The sequence below is a fragment of the Mesorhizobium sp. M7A.F.Ca.CA.001.04.2.1 genome (assembly GCF_003998485.1).
Classification (GTDB): Bacteria; Pseudomonadota; Alphaproteobacteria; order Rhizobiales; family Rhizobiaceae; genus Mesorhizobium; species Mesorhizobium ciceri.
Map to the genome: position 1 here is coordinate 1 of NZ_RZQT01000108.1, position 19,478 is coordinate 19,478.

Annotated in this window: 22 protein-coding genes; 12 read left to right on the plus strand and 10 right to left on the minus strand. The window is 60.0% G+C overall.

From position 1 onward, the window contains the following. From EN955_RS25995 to EN955_RS26015, 5 genes are all read left to right on the plus strand, one after another. A partial coding sequence (locus EN955_RS25995) for a cbb3-type cytochrome c oxidase subunit I (protein ID WP_206523760.1) occupies nt 1-761 on the plus strand: 761 nt, incomplete at its 5' end. Next, entirely contained in the window at nt 758-1,363 is a 606-nt protein-coding gene (locus tag EN955_RS26000) for a cytochrome c oxidase subunit 3 (RefSeq protein ID WP_013525139.1), read from the plus strand. The genes EN955_RS25995 and EN955_RS26000, both read left to right, overlap by 4 nt. Nucleotide 1,364: 1 nt before the next feature. After that, nucleotides 1,365-1,706 carry a hypothetical protein gene (locus EN955_RS26005; RefSeq protein ID WP_013525138.1) on the plus strand — a complete coding sequence of 114 codons (342 nt, stop codon included), beginning with the start codon at nt 1,365-1,367 and terminating at the stop codon, nt 1,704-1,706. Beyond that, entirely contained in the window at nt 1,703-2,581 is an 879-nt protein-coding gene (locus EN955_RS26010) for a cytochrome c oxidase assembly protein (protein ID WP_024504617.1), read from the plus strand. Before EN955_RS26005 ends, EN955_RS26010 begins: the two co-directional genes overlap by 4 nt. After that, nucleotides 2,562-2,978 (plus strand): c-type cytochrome, encoded by a 417-nt coding sequence (locus EN955_RS26015; RefSeq protein WP_024504618.1) that lies wholly within the window; start codon nt 2,562-2,564, stop codon nt 2,976-2,978. Before EN955_RS26010 ends, EN955_RS26015 begins: the two co-directional genes overlap by 20 nt. 71 nt (nt 2,979-3,049) lie before the next feature. Here the strand turns inward: EN955_RS26015 and EN955_RS26020 are convergent, their stop codons facing one another. The 5 genes from EN955_RS26020 to EN955_RS26040 all read right to left on the minus strand — a co-directional run bounded on the left by EN955_RS26020 (nt 3,050) and on the right by EN955_RS26040 (nt 7,334). Beyond that, on the minus strand, nt 3,050-3,829 hold the full coding sequence (locus EN955_RS26020; protein WP_245265377.1) for a hypothetical protein: 780 nt from the start codon (nt 3,827-3,829) through the stop codon (nt 3,050-3,052). Between the two features lie 56 nt (nt 3,830-3,885). After that, entirely contained in the window at nt 3,886-4,278 is a 393-nt protein-coding gene (locus EN955_RS26025; protein WP_013525134.1) for a phage holin family protein, read from the minus strand. Beyond that, the gene (locus EN955_RS26030) at nt 4,275-4,883 is read right to left on the minus strand and encodes a DUF1206 domain-containing protein (RefSeq protein ID WP_024504620.1); all 609 of its coding nucleotides are present in this window, start codon (nt 4,881-4,883) and stop codon (nt 4,275-4,277) included. Before EN955_RS26030 ends, EN955_RS26025 begins: the two co-directional genes overlap by 4 nt. A gap of 318 nt (nt 4,884-5,201) precedes the next feature. After that, on the minus strand, nt 5,202-6,047 hold the full coding sequence (locus tag EN955_RS26035) for a manganese catalase family protein (protein ID WP_013525132.1): 846 nt from the start codon (nt 6,045-6,047) through the stop codon (nt 5,202-5,204). A gap of 171 nt (nt 6,048-6,218) precedes the next feature. Next, complete coding sequence (locus EN955_RS26040) at nt 6,219-7,334, minus strand: hypothetical protein (protein WP_164752036.1); 1,116 nt, start codon at nt 7,332-7,334, stop codon at nt 6,219-6,221. Nucleotides 7,335-7,492: 158 nt separating this feature from the next. On the opposite strand from EN955_RS26040, the gene EN955_RS26045 reads away from it, so the two are divergent. Further along, a complete protein-coding gene (locus EN955_RS26045) occupies nt 7,493-8,665 on the plus strand; it encodes a glycosyltransferase (RefSeq protein ID WP_024504622.1) in 1,173 nt (390 codons plus the stop codon). Nucleotides 8,666-8,667: 2 nt separating this feature from the next. Further along, on the plus strand, nt 8,668-9,810 hold the full coding sequence (gene glf / locus EN955_RS26050; protein WP_024504623.1) for a UDP-galactopyranose mutase: 1,143 nt from the start codon (nt 8,668-8,670) through the stop codon (nt 9,808-9,810). An 87-nt stretch (nt 9,811-9,897) separates the two neighbouring features. Here the strand turns inward: glf and EN955_RS26055 are convergent, their stop codons facing one another. Further along, entirely contained in the window at nt 9,898-11,064 is a 1,167-nt protein-coding gene (locus tag EN955_RS26055; protein WP_013525128.1) for a beta-glucosidase, read from the minus strand. Between the two features lie 451 nt (nt 11,065-11,515). On the opposite strand from EN955_RS26055, the gene EN955_RS26060 reads away from it, so the two are divergent. After that, entirely contained in the window at nt 11,516-11,791 is a 276-nt protein-coding gene (locus tag EN955_RS26060) for a hypothetical protein (RefSeq protein ID WP_081714367.1), read from the plus strand. 587 nt (nt 11,792-12,378) lie between these two features. Here the strand turns inward: EN955_RS26060 and EN955_RS26065 are convergent. Both EN955_RS26065 and EN955_RS35575 read right to left on the minus strand, forming a co-directional pair. Further along, complete coding sequence (locus EN955_RS26065; protein ID WP_013525125.1) at nt 12,379-12,552, minus strand: hypothetical protein; 174 nt, start codon at nt 12,550-12,552, stop codon at nt 12,379-12,381. 474 nt (nt 12,553-13,026) lie between these two features. Beyond that, nucleotides 13,027-13,677: a hypothetical protein gene (locus EN955_RS35575; RefSeq protein ID WP_245265378.1), complete on the minus strand. Its 651-nt coding sequence runs from the start codon at nt 13,675-13,677 to the stop codon at nt 13,027-13,029. A 391-nt stretch (nt 13,678-14,068) separates the two neighbouring features. Here EN955_RS35575 and EN955_RS26075 point away from each other — a divergent pair, with 391 nt between their 5' ends. From EN955_RS26075 to EN955_RS26085, 3 genes are all read left to right on the plus strand, one after another. Then, nucleotides 14,069-14,803 (plus strand): Crp/Fnr family transcriptional regulator, encoded by a 735-nt coding sequence (locus EN955_RS26075; RefSeq protein WP_013525123.1) that lies wholly within the window; start codon nt 14,069-14,071, stop codon nt 14,801-14,803. A 19-nt stretch (nt 14,804-14,822) separates the two neighbouring features. Further along, nucleotides 14,823-15,059, plus strand: coding sequence for a hypothetical protein (locus tag EN955_RS26080; RefSeq protein WP_024504626.1), 237 nt, complete (start codon nt 14,823-14,825; stop codon nt 15,057-15,059). A 225-nt stretch (nt 15,060-15,284) separates the two neighbouring features. Continuing rightward, complete coding sequence (locus EN955_RS26085; protein ID WP_032899472.1) at nt 15,285-15,524, plus strand: hypothetical protein; 240 nt, start codon at nt 15,285-15,287, stop codon at nt 15,522-15,524. Nucleotides 15,525-15,913: 389 nt separating this feature from the next. Here EN955_RS26085 and EN955_RS26095 read toward each other — a convergent pair whose 3' ends face one another. Beyond that, nucleotides 15,914-16,198 (minus strand): hypothetical protein, encoded by a 285-nt coding sequence (locus tag EN955_RS26095; protein WP_013525119.1) that lies wholly within the window; start codon nt 16,196-16,198, stop codon nt 15,914-15,916. Nucleotides 16,199-16,309: 111 nt separating this feature from the next. Further along, nucleotides 16,310-16,558: a hypothetical protein gene (locus EN955_RS26100; RefSeq protein ID WP_013525118.1), complete on the minus strand. Its 249-nt coding sequence runs from the start codon at nt 16,556-16,558 to the stop codon at nt 16,310-16,312. Nucleotides 16,559-16,835: 277 nt separating this feature from the next. On the opposite strand from EN955_RS26100, the gene EN955_RS26105 reads away from it, so the two are divergent. Further along, nucleotides 16,836-19,478, plus strand: a 2,643-nt coding sequence (locus tag EN955_RS26105) for a GAF domain-containing protein (protein WP_127223479.1), incomplete at its 3' end; no start/stop codon positions are given.

Genomic DNA, 19,478 nt, shown 5'->3' on the forward strand with positions numbered 1-19,478 from the left:
TGATGCTCGCCTCAGTGCCACTGGATCTTCAGGTCCACGACACCTATTTCGTCGTCGCTCATTTCCATTACGTGCTGATCGGCGGCTCGGTGTTCCCGCTGCTTGGCGCGGCTTATTTCTGGTTCCCGAAGGTCACCGGCCGCATGATGAGCGAACGCCTCGGGCGGTGGCATTTCTGGCTGGCCTTCATCGGGTTCAATGCAGCCTTTTTCCCGATGCATCTGGTCGGCCTGTGGGGCATGCCACGACGTGTCTACACCTATCCGGCCGAGCTTGGCTGGGGCAACATCAACCTTTTCATCTCGGCTGGGGCGTTACTCTTCTTCCTGAGCTTTGTCCTGTTCACCTTCAACCTTGTGCATGGCGCGTTGAAAGGCACCTCGGCCGGCAACAATCCGTGGGACGCAGGAACCTTGGAGTGGGCAACATCCTCGCCGCCGCCGAGCTATAATTTCGCACGCATTCCCATCGTGACTCATATCGAGCCGCTCTGGGCCGAGCGCGAGGCGCTCCCTGTAGCGACCGGGCTCCGCGTCGACGCGCGCGAACTCCTCATCTCGACCGTGGCCGAAGCTCATCCCGACATTCGCGAGAAATCGGCCGCCCCTTCGATCTGGCCGCTTTTAGCGGCGCTGGCCGTCGGCGGCACGTTTCTCTATTCAATCTTCACGCCCTGGGCGATCGTCTGGGGCGCCGCGCCAATCGCCATCACGTTGATCGGATGGTTCTGGCCCAAGGGCGATCCGGAGGACGAGGAATGAAGCAGCGCGCCGCCGCCGATCTTTCTGGCCTGCCCACCTTCGGGCACGGTCCGCGCAGCCCGACCTGGTGGGGCACGCTGGGTTTCATGGCGCTGGAAGGCACGGGCTTCGCGCTGGCGGCCGGCGCTTATCTCTACCTTGCGCAGTCATGGCCAGACTGGCCCCTCAGCGCACCGCGCCCGAACCATTGGCCCGGAACGATCGTCACCATTTTGTTCATCGTCAGCCTTGTGCCTAACCACATCCTCCACCGCTATGCCAAGCAATGTTCGATGGTGCCGGTGCGGATCGGGCTGATGGTCATGTCGCTGCTCGGCATCGCTCCGCTCGTCGTGCGCTGGTTCGAATTCCCGGCCCTCAACATCTATTGGGACACCAATGCCTATGGATCGATGCTCTGGGTGCTGCTCGGGCTGCACACCACCCATCTCATCACCGATGTCGGCGACACCATCGTGCTGACTGTGCTGATGTTCACGCGCCACGGCTATAGCGGCCGTCGCTTCGGCGATGTCGGCGACAATGTCTTCTACTGGGACTTCGTGGTCCTGACCTGGATTCCGATCTATCTGCTCATCTACTGGGTGCCGAGGCTAGGCTGAGATGCGTGCATTACGCCTGGGAACGTCTTGGGGTGGTCTTCTGTCAGGGCCGCTGGCGTGGGCGGTCTCGACACAGCTGAATTATGCGCTGGTGCCCTGGCAATGCAATCGCCAGGTGCCGGTCGTGCTTCCCGTGGCGCTGCTGCTCGTCTTGTTGTCGCTGCTCGGCGGGGCGCTGTCGTGGCGGGCGAAGCGGCGAGGCGGTGCCGCATTCAAGCCGGAGCGTACGCGCGCCACAGAGCGCTTCGTCGCCAATCTCGGCATGCTGTCGGCCTTGCTGTTTGCGCTTGTGATCCTCATGCAAGGCAGCGCGGCGCTGATCCTGGATGAGTGCCTGCGATGAATCTGGACGGGCTGTTCTCTACTTCCATCTGCTATGGCGCCGGCGCACCCGAGGCCGGGTGGACGCTCGCGCTGCCCATCACCCTGCCACTTGCCGTGCTTGCCCTGATATATGTCGTTGGAGCTGGCCGGCTTTGGCGGCGCAGCAGCCGCGGCAGGACTCTGCGGCTGCGCCAGGCTCTGCTGTTCACGGCCGGATGGGGCGTGTTGACGGCCGCGTTGGTCAGCCCGATTCATGCACTCGGTGAGCAGATCTTTGCGGCGCATATGATCGAGCATGAACTGCTGATGGCCGTGGCGGCGCCGCTGCTGGTCTCCGCCAGCCCGGCTGCGGCCTTGATGTGGGGATTTCCCGCCGGGGTCCGGCGCATTCTTGGAATGGCCGGGCACGGCAGATGGCTGAATGCGGTTTGGTCTTTCGTAACTCGACCGCTCAGCGCGACCATTGCCCACGGCCTGGCCATATGGATCTGGCACCTTCCGGCGTTGTTCGAGGCTGCGCTCGAACGCGGCGTGATGCACTATGCACAGCACGCGAGCTTCTTCGGAACAGGGCTGCTGTTCTGGTGGGTACTCTTGCCGCGTCCCGGCCGCCAGCATGCCTATGGGACCGCAGTGATGCATCTTTTCGTCACCTCGCTGCACACTGGCCTGCTTGGCGTGCTCCTGCTGCTCTCGCCGCGGCTCTGGTACCCGCAGAACGCGGTGGGTGCGGCACTATGGAATTTGAGCCCCCTGGAAGACCAGCAACTTGCCGGGCTGGTGATGTGGGTTCCCGCTGGACTGATCTATGGCGGCGCAGCGCTGCTGCTGGCCGCGCTGTGGATCAAGGCGAGCGGAAGGGGGGAGGCTGCGCATGCCTACGAGCTTGTCTAAGCTGCTTGCCGGCGCCAGCGCCGCGCTGGTGCTGCTCGTTGCGGGCGTGGCCGGAATGACCTGGTGGTCCGATCAGGCGGCGCACATCCGCCACGAGGCGGAGGCGGCCACGGGAGGTGACATTGCGCGCGCCATGCCGATCATGACTGCGAATGGTTGTTCCGGCTGCCATACGATTTCGGGCGTGCCGGGCGCGCAAGGGCAGGTCGGTCCACGCCTCGACGCCAGTCTTGCTGACCGCACCTTTATCGGCGGCGGGCTGGCCAACAATCCAGAGAACCTGATCCGCTGGATACGATCTGCCAGGGAAATCAATCCGCGCACGGCCATGCCATCGACCCGAATTTCGGAGCAGCAGGCGCGCGATATCGCGGCCTACCTCTACGCTCTGAAATGATTGAGCGGTTCATCGTCTGAACAACAACGCCGGCCCTTCTGACGAGACCGACTATCGTTGATCCATTCAAGCTAGGTTTGACGCTGAGATGGATCGGAAATCCGTTCACGCACGGCGTGCTCGGTCTTGTCTGCTGTGGACTTCACGATCTCGCCGAGCTGATCGGCGATCGTGTCTGCTTCCATATGTTGCCGGCCAGCTTCCTGCTTGATGGTTCCATAGGCTTCGGCGGCGACCTGCTTGGCCTCGTCGAGACCCCTGTCGAGCATGGTTTCGGCGGTATCGCGAAGCTTGTCGCCATAGGCGCCTAGCTGCTCATCCTCCGTTGCGGTGTGGGGCAGCATTGCACCTATGGCGGCGCCGATGGCGAGACCCGCGGCCGCTATGGCCAAGGGCTGGTTCTCCAAAAGATCTTGCGCGGAGCGGGCGGCTTTCGCCGCCATGTCGCCGGTCACCGATCTTGCAGTGGCCGTGCTGCCCGTCAAACCCTCCGCGGCGCTGCTTGCCGCGCTGGAAACGGTATCGCCGACGCTGGTGGCAGCCGATGACAGAGATGCGGCGGCATCGGAAAGCGTGCTGCCCAAGCCTCCACGTTCCCGTTCATCATGTCGTCCCGGCGCCGAGGGCATTGAGTAGCCAGCCGAACCGCGGGCGGTGTCTGCGGTACCACTGCCGAACATCAGCCAAGCCAGACCCGCTCCCACCATGGTGACCGGCAAAGGATTGTCTCGGACCTGCGTTCTGAGGTTGGCGAGCATGGCCGAACTCTCCCCTCCCGAGAACAGCCCGGTGAACTCATCCAGCAATTGTCCCGGCGTCATCCTGCCTCGAATGGATTCGGCGGTCTCCATCACCCGCGCACGGGCTGCCTCGGCCTCGCGTTCAAGTTCGGCTGCGGATTTCTCAGTCATCTCACTTGTTCCTTGATCACGCTCGCGTCGCGCTTGAGCTGTTCCTGGGTGCGGTCGGGGGTAAGTTCCGAAGGCGCCATGCTGGCCGTCCCGGTCCGCAGCAGGATAATGCCGAGGGCCGCCACGACCACGCCGACCAGCAGGGAAGACCACCCCGCGCCAAGTCCTGCCCGCGTCAGTGCAATAACGAGTGCCTGCAGCAACACCATTAGCGCGGCGAGCAAGCAGATCGCGCCGCCCAGAACTTCCGCGGCACCTGCTCCGGCTTTGGCAAGCTTTTCAGAAAGCTCGGCCCGAAACAGCCTGGCCTCGGTTTGCACCAAAGTGGTGACATTCTGGGCCAAGTCGGTGATCAGCCCGGCAAGGCTTGGGTTGTCCTGGGTGTTCATCTGTCCTGCTCCGTGCTCTGCATGGCCCCATCATCGCCGACGACGCCAGAATCCTGCGACCGATCAGCGGACCAACCCTGTGCCTGATCGGTGTGGGATTTGAGGTCTCCCGGCGCATCCTGAAATTCTCGACCCGCCGGCGGCGAGGCCTTGATGAACCGCCCGAGAGCCAATCCGGCCAATACCGATCCGGCAAGCAGGACACCGGGATTTTGCCGGCCAAAGGACTGCACGTCCTCCAGGACCTGGCCGAACGGCTTCTGTTTCAATGACGATGAAAGCCGCTCCAAGCCACCGGCAGCATCCAATGCGAACTTCGATGCGTTCCTTTCATCGTTGTTGGCCAGGTGATCACTGGCCGCGCGCAGTGCGCCGCCCAGCGCCGCCAGAGTCGATCCGATGTCGCGCTGCGCTTCCTGCGCCTTGTCGGAGATGACCTCCCTGGCTTCAGATGCATAGTCGCCAGCCTTGCGGGTGACCGTGTCACGCGCGTCGTGAAGCAACTCGCTGGCACGCTCATTTTCCTGGCGAAGCCTTTCGGAAACGTCGCTTTTCGCCTTGTCGAAATCGGTGGGCTGTCCGCCCTGATCGTTTTCATGCTGCATGGGGCCACCTAGTGAAGACCGAGGAAGGAGAGGACCGCCAGCACGACAACGATAACGCCGATAAGATAGATGACACTGTTCATGTGCACGTCCTCCGTGGCTGTCCAACTTCGCGGAGCCGGCGATGTTCCCTAGGTGAAGCATTTATGTCGAAGCGGAAATGGAGAGCTTCGTCAGGCACGCACCAGTCACCAATGGGTCGCGCTATCCCTCGTGCGGAGCGCCAGTTGCTCGGTACCACCGGGTGCGCCCGACTCCGCAGGAGCCGCTAGCAGGAGACAGCCGAGTGCCGGCTGCCTCCGGCATTGCTATCTTTGCCTATTCGGCTGCCCGCCTGTCGATCATCTGCTCGCTCTGGGCGCCGGAACTTGGCCGAGGCGGCGACAGCATGGGCTCCTCGCCCATTGGCGAACCGGCGACCAGGGAGAACTCGCCCTTGCCGTCCATCGACGGTCCTTCGCTCCAACGACCCTGCGCTGGTTCGACACCTTCGACGAAGCAATTGATGAAGGCATAGGATACGTCCTGATGCTCCTTTTCCTGCGGGAAGGAGTTGGGGACCGGCAGAGACGCGTTCAGTCCGCCCATATCTTCGATTGCCGCGAGCCACTGCTGTTGGTGCATGGTGTCGCGCGCAATAAGGAAGGACAGCATGTCCTTCATGCCGGGATCGCTGGTCATGTTGTACAGGCGGGTCGCAAGCACGCGGCCGCTTCCTTCCGCGGTGACGTTTGCGACCATATCCGCGGCAAGATTGCCGCTGGCATAGACATGCGAAGCATTGAAGGGAACGCCGTTGGCGTTTTCAGGCAGTGCGGCCAGGCCGGTCGACAAGATATGGCGGAAGTTCATCCCGTTGAGGACCGAGCCGCCGACCGTGTCCGACGAGATGTCCTCCTGCAGCGAAAGTGGTGCACCCTCAAGATTGAGGGCGACCGCAGTCGCCAGCATTTCGATATGGCCGAGCTCCTCGGTCGCCGTGTTCAACAACAGGTCGCGGTATTTGGCCGGCCCGCGGCATCCCCATGCCTGGAAGAAATACTGCAAGGCCACGCGGATCTCGCCTTCTACTCCGCCGATGGCCTGCTGCAAGGCACGGGCAAAGACTGGATTGGGCGTTTCCACACGAACCGGGTACTGCAATTTCTTGTCGGTGTAATACATGGCTGACTCCTGGTTGGAAGTCAGCCGAACCTCAGCTCTGATGCATTGTTCCGTGCGAGGAACACTTAATTCCGGCAGTTTTCCGCGGGAATGTCTCGAGCCACGGACGCTTATTCGCAATGCGAGCCGTCCAGTTCGTTGATGCAGTCGCTACGAGTGGCGCCGACCGGATCACGCGACCCTGGAAAGCAGAGCGACGTCACATCTGGCCAAGCCGTAGCGCCACCGATGATCAGTCGTGGCGACCCGGCTCTGATAAAACAGTGAAAGCTGGCTGCCTTCGATCATCACTGTCGAGTGGCCGTTCTCTCCCGGCTGGCCTGGTTCCAGCACCGGGCCGATCGAGACGTAAGGTCCAGCAACGTTATCCGCGATGGCAAAAAACACGCGTTGCCGGTTCCCGCGAAGGCCATTGGGCAGAAAGCAAGTGGCATTGAGAAGCACGCGACCGTCCGGCAATTCGACCAGTTGTGCGCCCTCAATGCCCCATTCATAGTCGGGATCCTCTCTCGTGTTGTGGTGAGGCACATCATTGTGGTCGAGGATCTTGCCGATCCGCTTCCAGGGACCGAACCATGAGTCGGATTGGCTGCGTGCGAGATAGATGTCGGGCTGCGGCACCCTGGTGAATTTTGGCATGGCGGAATAGACGAGGTAGCGCTTGCCGCCAATAAGTGCGGGATGCGGATCGTAAATGCCATCTTCCTCCGTGTCCGGGATCGCGAGGATGGCGGGGCTAAGAACCACCCACTGGAACCCGTCATTGGAAACCGCATGCTCGCAGCGGCCGCCAGACTTCATGAACTCGGTCTGGATGAACATGTGAAAGACGCCGCTTTCGTGGATGACCCCCGGAGCCGCAACACCACTCCCATTGATTGGAAGCTCGATCGACTGATGCTCGGTCCACGGCCCATAAAGGTCCGGCGCCGTGGCGTGCAGTATCGTCCACGTTTCGGTGGTCACCGTGCCGCTCGAGCCGAAGACGTGCCACAGGCTGCCATCAAAGACGGGGCAAGGGTCCTTGAGGTCATCCACGCTTTGCGGATGAAACAGCGGAAAAACGTTGGTCGCAAAGTCGATCTTCATATCAGCCCCGGAATTCGCCTGGCACGGACTCGCCAGCGATGCGGGCGAATCAACTTGATGTCCTGCGCATTTTATAGCCAGCGACTTCAACGCAAATACGGCAGGTCCGTTCTCCACCGACATTCCCCCGTCGCTCACGCTTTCAAAGCCCGGCGATGCGCGGCGGGCGTTCTCAGCTTCGCGGAAATATGGTCGCATTCGTGATCCGAGCGGTGACCGAGAGCTCTTCACTTCACCTTGGAACAACTCACGCGCTGGAAAGTTAGGAGCTGGCATCGAAGTCTATTTCTCCTCGATCCGCGCTTAACAAATGTTAGTCGTAACATAAACTAAAGATTACGGGAAGGAACATCTCAATGGAAGCAGCCTTGGGCAGGGTATCCGCCAGTAAACACACTGGCAGGGAAAATCTACTGGTTTGCTTCTCCCACTTGCGATGGAATTTCGTTCATCAACGGCCGCAGCATATCCTCACCCTCGCATCCGAGCAGCAGAGAGTGGTCTACTTTGAGGAGCCTGTTTTCGAAGAACTGCCACAGCCGCAGATGCGGACGAGCGAGGCATCGCCAAACATCCTGATCGTGACACCAGTGCTGCCGCTCGGCGCGTCGGCCGCGAAATCAGATGCCGTGCAGCGGAGGTTTGTTCAGCAGATCATAGCTTCTATGCCGCACAGCCGGCTGATCGCCTGGTATTACACGCCGATGGCTCTCCGCTTCACGGAGTTTCTTGACCCAGACATATGCGTCTACGACTGCATGGACGAACTCTCCGCTTTCAAGAATGCGCCGCCCGAACTGGCGCAGATGGAAAAGGCACTTCTGCGCCGCGCCGATCTCGTTTTCACCGGTGGCCTGAGCCTGTTCGAGACCAAGCGCCGCCTGCATCAGGCTATTTACCCCTTTCCGAGCAGCATCGACGTGAAACACTTTCACAAGGCAAGGCTGCCAGGAAAGGACCCAGCCGATCAGGCCGGCATTCCTCACCCGAGGGTGGGGTATTTCGGCGTCATCGACGAGCGGCTGGACGCCGGACTCGTGGCGCTAGCGGCGCGGACGATGCCGGACGTGCATTTCGTCATGATTGGCCCCGTGGTCAAAATCGATCCTGCAATCCTGCCGAAGGCCGACAACCTGCATTGGTTGGGTGCCAAGGCCTACTGCGACCTGCCCGATTATCTGCGCCATTGGGATGCCGGCTGGATGCCGTTTGCACTCAACGAGGCGACCCGGTTCATCAGCCCAACCAAGACGCCAGAGTTCCTGGCTGCGGGCCTGCCCGTAATCTCGACGGCGATCGTTGACGTCGTGCGCAGCTACGGCGCTGCTGGACTGGTGGAAATCGCCGACAGTGACGACTTGGAGAGCAAGCTGCGCTCCATGCTTTTGCGACCGCGTGAGATGCTGCTGCCGCAAGTCGATGCCTATCTGGCTGACATGTCGTGGGAAAGAACATGGACGGCCATGGCCGCTCACATTGAGGGCGCCTACCGACGCAAGAAGGTCGTCCCGTTGCGCAGGAGCGCATAGCCATGTTCGATTGGCTGATCGTCGGCGCGGGGTTTGCCGGCAGCGTGCTTGCCGAAAGAATAGCCTCGCAGCGTCATGAAAGCGTTCTCTTGGTCGATCGCCGCAGCCATGTCGGCGGCAACGCCTATGATTGCTATAATGAAGCCGGCATCCTCATCCACCGCTATGGGCCACATATTTTTCACACCAACAGCCAGTCGATCGTGGACTACCTCTCGCAGTTCACCCAATGGCGCACATACGAGCATAGGGTTCTGGCGGCGGTGGATGGGATACTGCTCCCCATCCCGATCAATCTCGACACGATAAACCGCCTTTATGGCCTCGAACTGAATTCTGCACAGTTGGAGGAGTTCTTCGCGTCGCGACGCGAAACGGTAGAGGACGTGCGAACGGCCGAGGATGTTGTCGTCAGCACCGTGGGACGCGAACTCTACGAAAAATTCTTCCGTGGCTACACCAGAAAGCAATGGGGCGTCGATCCGAACCAGCTGAGCAAATCGGTGACGGCACGAGTGCCGACCAGGACCAACCGCGATGACCGATATTTCAGCGACAGCTTCCAGAAGATGCCTGCCGGCGGATACACGAGGATGTTCGAGCGCATGCTCGACCATCCGAACATCAAGATCATGCTGCAGACCGACTTCCGCGAAATTCGTGACGAGATACCGTTCAACCGCCTGATCTATACCGGCCCGATCGACGAGTACTTCGGCTGGCAGCTGGGGCGTCTTCCTTATCGTTCGCTCCGCTTCGAGCACGTCACCCTCGACCAAGAGCAGTTTCAGCCGGTTGCCGTCGTCAACTATCCCCAGACGGAAGATTACACCCGCATCACCGAGTACAAACATCTGACCGGCCAGCAGAACGCGCGGACCAGTCTGACCTACGAATATCCCACCGATATCGGGGACCCGTACTATCCGGTGCCGCGGGCCGAAAACGAAGAGCTCTTCAAGCGCTACGAAGCGCTTGGCGCAACCTGTCCCGACGTGTGGTTTGTCGGTCGACTGGCAACCTACCGCTACTACAACATGGATCAGGTGGTCGGGCAGGCCCTGGCAACCTTCGCCCGCATCCAGAAGAGCGTCCCGGAATGGGCGAGCGCGGGGAAGGCGTCGTTGGCCGAAGGGGCGCTGTAGCTCGCCCACCCGGACGTACCTGGGAGCATCGAGCGTGGCAAGGCGGCGCCGACAGGCGCTCGCAACATCCCTCGTGCCGCTCATGTATTAACGCGTCAGGTTCGCCGCGAACAAAGCTCGCTGGCGGGCCAATTCCTCCGCGATGGGCTTGCGGACGTGCCGACTGCCGTCCGCCTGGACGACCGAAAACAATCCCACCTCCGCATGCCGCGAATTGTCCCAGCCCGGATAGGCGGTTATCGGGTATAGGCAAATACCTTCGATCGGCGCTTCGAGGTCAATTGCGGCACGCACCTCGTCGCAGACATAATGGAGCCACGCCGCCCCGCCTGATCCCTCGGAGCCGGTCTCGGCGATGAACATCGACTTGCCATATCGATGCGCGACCTCGATCAGCATCTCGGATAGGGCACGGTACTCGTGGTGCCCCATGGGAATCGTCGGCCCGTTGAGGTACCACTGATTGTGCGGGTAGAAATTCAGGCCAACGACATCGACAACATCGTCGCTGCCCCCCAACTCAGGCTCTGCCCGGCCCAGCAGCATGTCGTAAGCTTCGAACTGTCCGAGACGGGCATTTTCGGCCCGACGCCGTTCGGTCCGCGTTCGGTCGCGAGGGGCAATGTGGATAAGCGGCTCGGCCCAGACAAATCTGCAAGCGGGATCGACCTCGCGCATCGCGCGAACGCCAGCTATTGCAGCTCTCACGAGGTGCCTCTTGAACCATCCCCGCTTCTTCGGGCCAACGCGCGGGAAATAGCCAACCTCAACAGCCCAGGCGAAAAACGAGATTTCGTTGATCGGGCACAACAAAGGCGCTGTACCGGCGATTGAACGATGAACCCTCACAGCTTCTGCAGCGAACGAGGCATAGGCATCGATGAAATGCATCGACCCTTGATCAACGTGGTCTGGACATCCGTAGTGGAAGATGTCCCAGATGACCTGGACACCTGCCGATTGCGCTGCTTCGACCATCGGCGTCCAGCTTGACCAGTCATAGTTTCCAGGAGCGGTTTCGATGAGGTGCCAGCGCAACCCGTCGCGGACGGTACGAAGACCGAGTTCGGCGCAACCGCGGTAGTCGCCCAGGGCGTGCAAATAGTGCGAGGTCGCACGGATAAGATCGAGGCGGACGCCGTCCTTGCGCCGGTGCGACGAGCACTCAAAGCCAGCCATGAAAAAACTGGCGAAGGGCGACGTGCCCGCAATCGAAGTCACCTCATTGCCTTCGCTGTGTCGTGCTTCGCTCATACGAAGTCTCCTGCAGGCATTTGGGCTCAGTCTCGGCTGCCGAATGCAGATCGAAGCAGCCATGAGCAATCCGGCTGCCGTATCTCATCCGCCACGCTGCACTTTCGTCCTGTGCTTAACGGGATGGTTCCAAACCGGATGATCGAGCCTTTGTTCCCGTCGACCCCGTCAGAGGCAGAGAGCAGCCAGGGAAGAAGCTGCGCGCGGCAAGTCGGGGGTCAGGCACATGCCGTGATCGGATCATCCAACGCTCCGACGAAGGCAGGCAACAGTCCGTTCAAATTTCGACTTTCCAATATCGATCATGCAGGCGAGAGGGACGCGGCCCGTCGCGTCAAGCCGCTCCGTCGATCTTTGCCGGCAGAGCGCGCGCCATTCAGCTCAAGCGGGAACATTGGCTACGTCAGCAAGTTTGATCGCCATAGCAAGGGGCCGCAGGGCGGGCGCGCAGATGAGACATCTGGTCAAGGAAATCCTGGTCGAGATCGCTGAAATCCTTCCAGCGATGGCTCAAAAGGGCGACAATTCGGCCGAAGCACTGCCTGTCCATGCGCCGAACTTCCCCCACGATCTGGAGCCGGTTATCCGCGCAGACCCTTCCTGCGAGGTGCCATCGCAACGCGCCGACGATCGGCATAAATCAGTCGCAGTTGAGCAAGCCGCAAGCTGTATGGAGGGATACGGCGCCGGCTCGAATGATCTTACCTTTGCCAGTCACTGCAGATGACCCCACGGTCAAGGCTCACGCCTCTGACGGGCACCACGCACGGCGTGGAATGCCGAGCGAACGGCTTCAACGTTTGAGGTGTGGGGCCGGGCTTACGGCCTGAAGATCAACGGCGGTTGGCCTGCGCCTCTTCATCGCGCCATCGCTTCGGTCCGCCTGCGACGCTACGCGGCACAGTCGCGCGTGAGCCAACCCGTACCCACGGGTCAATCTCTTCTCCCAAGAAGGCCGTGCCATGGAGGGACCAATAGCGCGGCCCGGCCGAGGTATGACCCACTAGCCTTCGTCGGATGCCAGTGACAATACCCCAGCAGAACTCAACTATTCGAAACAGCCAATGTTTCCTTGGCATCTGGCCCAGGCGCCACCTGCAGCAGTTCCCTTGGACGGTCCTGTTCTGGCAATGAGCTGATCCAGCCATAAGGTGCGCGGCTCAACAGCCTGAAAGCGCGTGGTAGCGGGAGCAGTCATGACACCCTCCGTTGGGGCGGAAGCATGTTCTTCGCTCACAGCCGGCGGAGCCCAGAAACTACCGCCGCGAGAGCAATAATATTTTCAGTCGAGATCATGTGACCGGCAGAAGCGTTCTAGTGCCTCTCTTTCAGAAATCGGGCTTCACGAAGCAGCGAATTCCAATCCGTGCCGATAAGCTTGATCAGACCGCGCGCATCCGGCTCTGAAATACCGACTTCTTCAGACAGACGTCGGGCAAGCAATTGCTGATTGCCCTTTTCGACTCGGCCATCGCCATCCTTTTTCATTGGGTTCCTCCTTTGGGAAGCCAACTTGCGGAATGACCTTTCGTTTCACGAAACACGAAAAAAGCCCGCGTCCGATTCGCGGCAGCGAGGATAGCGCCATTCGCTCGGGACTGTCGCAGGCGGTGCAAAGCAGGTCCACCTGGGGCGAACCAACACCGCACACCTTCGATAACGTACGCAAACCGGGTCCCAACAGAACCTGCGCGAACCCCGTGCAAGCCGCGCCGAAACGCCCCGCAGCCCCTCAGAATTAATGGGGGATTGGCATCGGTGGTGTGTTTTGGGACGTGGGCGGTCAGGCGGGTCTCCTGACCTCCATGTTGAGGAAATGCTTCGGTCCGGGGCCGCCACGGTCCTCGAACGTAGCGGCTATGACGCCAGGGCCTGGCATTTCAAGGGCCGCTATGGGAGATGGTCCAAGGGCGCGGGATGCTCGGATCAAAAACCGCGGGAACGCGGCCGTATCTTCTTTGATCACTGCCTGATGAACATGCCCGTATAGGTCTGGCCGGCGAGCGTATGGGTTGCGGACAGCGTGCCGTCGGGCATCATCCTAAAACTGACGTCCGCGCCATTCGGGAGGCGCCCCAGCTTCAACGTATTCCCTACAATTTTTCCTTCGCCCGCGGCCTCACCCGGATTGTCATCGCTCAGAATTCCCCATGCGTAGGTTACGGTCACCTTTCCGTTTGAAGAAACAGATTGAACAGACAGTTTACCTTCATATGTGCCTTCCAATCGCCCGACCCAATTGCCCGAAAAAGCGGCGTACTTTGTTGGAACGCCCTTTGAAGGAGGAATGATTGCCACGGATTGATCCATTATTGCCGGGCCGGGGGGAACAACGGCAGGATCCAAGGCGGATTGGGAGGGAATGGCAGCAGGTTCGATAGCGGCGGATTGCAGCGGTTCAGGAGCCGATTGGCACGCGGGTAGGGCAAGTGCTGCGAAGGCCAGTATAAGGTTCCGCATCAATTTCTCCACATCGTTTCCGAAGGACATATCCGAAAGCCCACTGATCGGCAGAAAGTTCCATTCCCCACCAGGCCGGATTTTGGAGACGCCTGATGAACCATGAGTGACCCCAATAGATAGCCGCTCGTCAACCGTGTAGCGACATTGCACGGCCGCACCTCAAGCGGGCTCGTTGAGATGCCCATTTGCAAGGCCGGATTTCTCGCTTCAGGTGAGACGCCTTTTGCCTGATGCCTGGCCGGAGCCATCTGGCCCTCATAGGTGAGGTTGCAGCGTCAGGCCTTGGCGGATCAACCACCTCATGTGATGTCGCAGCGACCATTGCGAGCGCAGCCTATGTCATAGGTTAATGCGCTGCTCGAGGGGCTCGATTATGGGTGTGCAGCACTCCTGTGCCCCGTGCAATGAAGTCCCGGCCAAGGACCTGCCTCGGCATCCTGAATTCCCAGTTCCCGACCAGCAGTCCGGCGCCTCGTTACGGCTATCCGGAACTTTTGACGCGGATGCAAGTTCGATAACCAACATCAGCTAGGTAGCCACTTTGTCACCCACTTCATCCTCGGATGTACTTATCCGCAAGCTCCAGAGCATCTCGGATCTCCGAGAGGGCGATATTGATGTTTTGAAAGACATCCAAATTCAGGAGAAGGATTTTCTTGCCAATTACGACCTGGTGCGTGAGGGTGACCGCCCTGTCAATTCGTTCGTGGTTTTGGATGGCCTGCTCGGTTCCACCAAACTTACCGGCGATGGCAAACGGCAGATTACATCCTTCTTTGTGGCTGGGGACATTCCCGATCTGCATGGACTGCATCTGTCGGTCATGGATTGCAATTTCACGACCCTGACAGCAGCCAGACTGGGCTTCATGCGACATGACGCTCTTCGAGCCATTTGCGAACAGCATCCCCGAATCGCGACGGCTTTTTGGCGCTCGACGCTGATCGATGCAGCGATTTACAGGGAATGGGTAACGAATGTGGGACGACGAGAGGCCTATACGCGCATGGCTCACATCTTGTGCGAACTGATCTTTCGCTTGCGCTCGGTTGGACGCATCCAGGATCACGTCGCGGATCTTCCCATTACCCAGGCAGCACTTGGCGATGCATTGGGCTTGTCTACAGTCCACGTCAACCGAATGCTTCAGGAACTTCGACGTAGAGGCCTCATCGCCACCACAGGCCCAAGGGTGCAGGCTCTTGATTGGCCCGGCCTCACTCGTGCAGGTGATTTCGAAACGACCTACCTGCACCAAAGGAACCCCGCAGCTTAGTGGTGACGGAAGCTTTCGGATGGCACGATTTTTCTTTGATAGTGGCGATCACGATGTGGTCATCCAGGACGAAATCGGCATCGAATGTGCCGGTCTGGAGGAGGTGCGCCGCGTGGGCTTCGAAGGCCTTATCGACCTTACGAAAGATGCACTGACCGAGGTGGACGGGCAGCAAGTATTTGTTGAAGTGCGGAACGAAAACGGCGACAGGATACTGAGGCTGAGCATCTCGCTTCAGATCAAGCTGATGAGATAACGTGCGATAGGACTTGCTGCGACAGAACGCTGCCGAACGCCGGCACACCAAACGGAGCGGCGACGAAACCGAATGCCGCGTGGCCGGACTGACGCACGAAGATGCCGCCGCCATTTGCGACCAGCTCGGGTTCTCCACATTGGACAAATCGGAAAGCCGCAGCAGAAGGGCATGCCCGCCTCAGTGGCGCAATCCGACTGATTTAATCGATGTCGCGATTTTTGTATGAAGTTCTGGAACGCGCACTCTCAGCGCTCGTTCATGTTGTCTCAGCAGAGGGTCGTCGAGATGCAACGAAAAGCGAACGAGGCAAGCCGGGTTGCGAAAGGCCAGGACCTTGAGGTCGAACATCTGGTCGAGCTCACGGAAATTGACCCCAAGCAGGCACGAACGCTGCTTCGCAGGCATGGCGCCGATTGGCCGAAGCTCAAAGACGAGGCGGAAGCTCTGAAGAAGGAAGACTAATCGTCACCTTCCGAGCGGTTGGCGAGAAAGCAGTTCTAGCTCATCCTCATCCGTTACCCCAGCCTGGTAGTAAGCCAGAATACGTGATGCGCGCCGCTCCTTCTCGGTTGCGGTTTCGTTTTTGATTTTGCTGCGTGCGAAGACGCGACTGAGCAGGGCAAGTTCTGATGGGGTGAAGGCGTCTCTATGCATCGCATCTCAACTCCCGCGCGCCCGTCTCGAGAGCGTCGAGGTGGGCTGAAGCCGTGTTGCAGCCTCTGCGCGTCTTTCGGAGATTAAACAAAAAGGCTGTCCGCACCAGCCAGAAAACGGTCCTTTTTCGGGTTCACGGCGTGATCTGCCCGGCGGCCGCAACATCTGGCTCGAGGGCGACAGCGGAGAAACCGGCTTCAACCCGATCGCAAGACGCCTGGCTCCTCTGTTTCCTTGAACTCTTCGGTATCCCTGGGCGCGGCGACCAGATCCTGGAATCCGATAGTGGCGACGAGATAGCCTGCTTCGTCGTAAACCTTCGTCACCCAACTGGTCGGGTCCACGCCATCGACAATTCCGTCGAGCATGGCCTCCTTGGCTGCACGCTTCGCCTCTCTGACAGCCTCATCTCGATCAGCCATATCGGCAAAGATTGCAGGCTGGGCCATGCCTTCGATAAACTCGAAGCGAAATTTCGGCATCGGTCGCTCCAGTCATTGTGCCAGCGCATCGGACATTTCTGGCAGGTTTGACGCTCAACGCGGCGGTGTCGAAAAGGATGCAGCGGGTTGATTGCGCTTGATCATCAAACCTCAGGCAGCATTGCTGCCTCCCATCTCCCAGTCGCCTTGCCAACGTGCGCGCACGGCGATCATCAGTGTGGCCGCTTCCGTCATTCCTGTTTCAAACAACCTGATCAGCTCTCTCGCTACGGCGTTGGCCGCCGCCGTGTCGGGCAAGATAGCAAATTCCTGGCACAGCGCGTCGAACGCGTCGCGAAGGATGTTCAGGTCACTGGGGTAGAGAGCTTCCGTATTCGTGCGGGTTGGTCGGCTAAGCATCAGGCGCTCCTATTCGGCTACAGTGGGATTGCTCCCAGCAGCGGCGCCCGTTACACAGCCGCTGACAATGGCTTTATGCGGCACAGCCCAGCAGGTGTCATTAAACTATGATGCACGGCGCGTCGTTCGCCCGTTGAGGGCGCATACGGAGTTGTCCTTGGCTGTCGTGACGCAAGTTTCTTCGCAATGCGTCGGCGGCCTAGCTCCGACCTGTTGTCCGGCGCCTGGAACTCTTCGCGACTGACGGCATTATCTAGTCCGACCAACCGGGGGCGAAATGGGAGTCACGTCACGCGAACGTTCGTCTGAAGTGCAGCGCTTCCAGCTTCTGGCGGGGTTGGGTGACAGGATTCGGGAGATCGATGATCCTGCCGAACTGGCATTTGCGGCAGCGGAATTGCTTGGGAAGCATTTTGGCATCAGTCGAGCCGGATATGGCACGATCGATCTCGAGAAAGAAACGATAGTCATCGACAGAGACTGGAACGCGCCGGGAATCCGAAGTCTGGCCGGAACTCTGAACTTCAGGGACTACGGCTCCTATGTCGATGATTTGAAACGAGGCGAGACGGTCGTCTTCGAGAATGCCGAGACAGACCCGCGAACCCACGACCATGCCGAGGCTCTCAAAGCAATCAGCGCCCAATCCGTCATCAACATGCCGGTTACGGAGCGCGGCGGGTTGGTTGCGTTATTGTACCTCAATCACTCCGAGCCAAGACACTGGACGCCGGCCGAGGTTGCTCTGGTTTCGGAAGTGGCTGACCGGACGCGCACCGCAATTGAACGGCTTCGTGCGGAGAAGGCCCTGCGTGAAAATGCCGAGCGCCTGGCCTTTCTGGATCGCCTCGGCAGAGAGATATCCCCGGCGACAGATGCCGACGCTGTCATGGAGGTCACCACCCGTCTACTTGGCGAACATCTAGGCGTTTCGATTTGCGCCTACGCTGACATGGAGCCGGACCAGGACCACTTCACCATTCGCGGCGACTGGAGCGCTCCTGGCTCGCCTAGCATCAGGGGATACTACAGTCTTGCCGATTTCGGTCGCCTCGCTGTTGGCAATCTGACCGCCAATCGGCCGCTCGTCATCAACAACAATCTCGAGGAAATTGCGCCCGAGGAAGCAAAGACCTTTCAGGATATCGGCATAACGGCAACGATCTGCATGCCCTTGGTCAAGCAAGGCCGGCTGGCTGCGCTAATGGCCGTTCACGACACGCAGCGCCGCGTCTGGTCGCAGCGCGAACTGTCCTTGCTGGCGGAGGTGACAGAGCGGTCATGGGCTCACATCGAGCGCGTCCGCTCGGAACAGGCTGCCCGAGCGAGCGAGGAGCGGCTAAGGCTAGCGACCGATGCAGCCGCTATCGGAACGTGGGACTATGATCCCATCACAAGGGTGCTGCGTTGGGACGACCGATGCAAAGCTCTCTTCGGTCTGCCACCTGAGGCGGAGGTGACATATGAGAGCGCGTTCCTGGCCGGTCTCCATCCAGAAGACCGTGAACGGGCGGATGAGGCCGTACGCCGGGCGCTCGCGCCGGGCGAGTCTTCCCGCTACGACATCGAATATCGGACGATCGGGCTGCGCGACGGAAAGGAGCGTTGGATAGCTGCAACGGGCGAATCTCTTTTCCGGTCCGGACGCGCGGTGCGTTTCATCGGCACCGTCATGGATATTACCGCGCGAAAGCGGGTGGAGAACCAGCTTCAGATGATGAATGCGACTGCCGCCGCCGTGGCAGCCGAGCTGGACGTGGAGCGCATTGTCCAGATTGTCACCGACGCTGGCGTCGCGCTGTCAGGCGCGCAATTCGGAGCTTTTTTCTACAATGTCCTCGATGACAAGGGGGACAGCTATGTGCTCTACGCCCTGTCGGGAGCGCCACGCTCCGCTTTCGAAAATTTTCCCATGCCACGCAACACGGCCGTGTTCGAGCCTACTTTTCGCGGGACGGGCGTGGTGCGTTCCGATGATATCCTCATGGATGTGCGCTATGGAAAAAATTCGCCGAGGAAGGGAATGCCGGAAGGCCATCTTCCCGTGCGATCCTATCTTGCCGTGCCGGTCATTTCGCGATCGGGCGAAGTGCTGGGTGGGCTGTTCTTCGGACATTCCGGTTGCGGTGTCTTTGCCGCAGAGCATGAGACAGCCTTGCTGGGGCTGGCCGGTCATGCCGCCACGGCAATCGACAACTCCCGACTGTTCAAAGCGCTGCAGACGCTCAACGCCACTCTTGAGCAGCGTGTGGCTGAGGAAGTTGCCGAACGCGTCCGAGCAGAAGAGCACCTGCGCCAGGCGCAGAAGATGGAGGCCGTGGGACAGCTTACCGGTGGCATCGCCCACGACTTCAACAATATGCTGGCTGTCATCATTGGCGGTTTGAATCTCGTGCAGCGCAAGCTCCGAAACGGCGACACGAACGTGAACCACTTCGTCACCGGTGCAATCGATGGGGCACAACGCGCTGCGGAACTTACCAAGCGGCTGCTTGCCTTCTCTCGCCAGCAGCCCTTGGCACCGACGCGCCTGAATCCTAATCGACTCGTCTCCGGCATGAGCGAACTGCTGAGCCGAACGCTTGGAGAGACCATAGCAATCGAGACGGTGCTCGCCGCTGGGCTGTGGCATGTGGAGGCCGATGCAGGGCAATTGGAAAGCGCATTGCTCAACCTTTGCGTCAACGCACGCGATGCCATGCCCGGCGGCGGAAAGCTCACGATTGAAACGTCTAACGCCCATATTGACGATCGGTATGCGAGAGAAAACGCGATCTCCTCGGGCCAGTATGTGATGATAGCGGTCACCGATTCCGGAACGGGCATGACTGCGGACGTGCTGGCAAGAGCCTTCGATCCGTTCTTCACCACAAAGGGAGTCGGCAAGGGTACCGGATTGGGACTTAGCCAAGTGTATGGG

Coding starts and splice junctions, on each gene's coding strand:
- EN955_RS26000 (WP_013525139.1), top strand. CDS start 758: ATGAAGCAGCGCGCCGCCGCCGATCTTTCTGGCCTGCCCACCTTCGGG.
- EN955_RS26005 (WP_013525138.1), top strand. CDS start 1,365: ATGCGTGCATTACGCCTGGGAACGTCTTGGGGTGGTCTTCTGTCAGGG.
- EN955_RS26010 (WP_024504617.1), top strand. CDS start 1,703: ATGAATCTGGACGGGCTGTTCTCTACTTCCATCTGCTATGGCGCCGGC.
- EN955_RS26015 (WP_024504618.1), top strand. CDS start 2,562: ATGCCTACGAGCTTGTCTAAGCTGCTTGCCGGCGCCAGCGCCGCGCTG.
- EN955_RS26020 (WP_245265377.1), bottom strand. CDS start 3,829: ATGGAGACCGCCGAATCCATTCGAGGCAGGATGACGCCGGGACAATTG.
- EN955_RS26025 (WP_013525134.1), bottom strand. CDS start 4,278: ATGAACACCCAGGACAACCCAAGCCTTGCCGGGCTGATCACCGACTTG.
- EN955_RS26030 (WP_024504620.1), bottom strand. CDS start 4,883: ATGCAGCATGAAAACGATCAGGGCGGACAGCCCACCGATTTCGACAAG.
- EN955_RS26035 (WP_013525132.1), bottom strand. CDS start 6,047: ATGTATTACACCGACAAGAAATTGCAGTACCCGGTTCGTGTGGAAACG.
- EN955_RS26040 (WP_164752036.1), bottom strand. CDS start 7,334: ATGCGACCATATTTCCGCGAAGCTGAGAACGCCCGCCGCGCATCGCCG.
- EN955_RS26045 (WP_024504622.1), top strand. CDS start 7,493: ATGGAAGCAGCCTTGGGCAGGGTATCCGCCAGTAAACACACTGGCAGG.
- glf (WP_024504623.1), top strand. CDS start 8,668: ATGTTCGATTGGCTGATCGTCGGCGCGGGGTTTGCCGGCAGCGTGCTT.
- EN955_RS26055 (WP_013525128.1), bottom strand. CDS start 11,064: ATGAGCGAAGCACGACACAGCGAAGGCAATGAGGTGACTTCGATTGCG.
- EN955_RS26060 (WP_081714367.1), top strand. CDS start 11,516: ATGAGACATCTGGTCAAGGAAATCCTGGTCGAGATCGCTGAAATCCTT.
- EN955_RS26065 (WP_013525125.1), bottom strand. CDS start 12,552: ATGAAAAAGGATGGCGATGGCCGAGTCGAAAAGGGCAATCAGCAATTG.
- EN955_RS26080 (WP_024504626.1), top strand. CDS start 14,823: ATGGCACGATTTTTCTTTGATAGTGGCGATCACGATGTGGTCATCCAG.
- EN955_RS26085 (WP_032899472.1), top strand. CDS start 15,285: ATGAAGTTCTGGAACGCGCACTCTCAGCGCTCGTTCATGTTGTCTCAG.
- EN955_RS26095 (WP_013525119.1), bottom strand. CDS start 16,198: ATGCCGAAATTTCGCTTCGAGTTTATCGAAGGCATGGCCCAGCCTGCA.
- EN955_RS26100 (WP_013525118.1), bottom strand. CDS start 16,558: ATGCTTAGCCGACCAACCCGCACGAATACGGAAGCTCTCTACCCCAGT.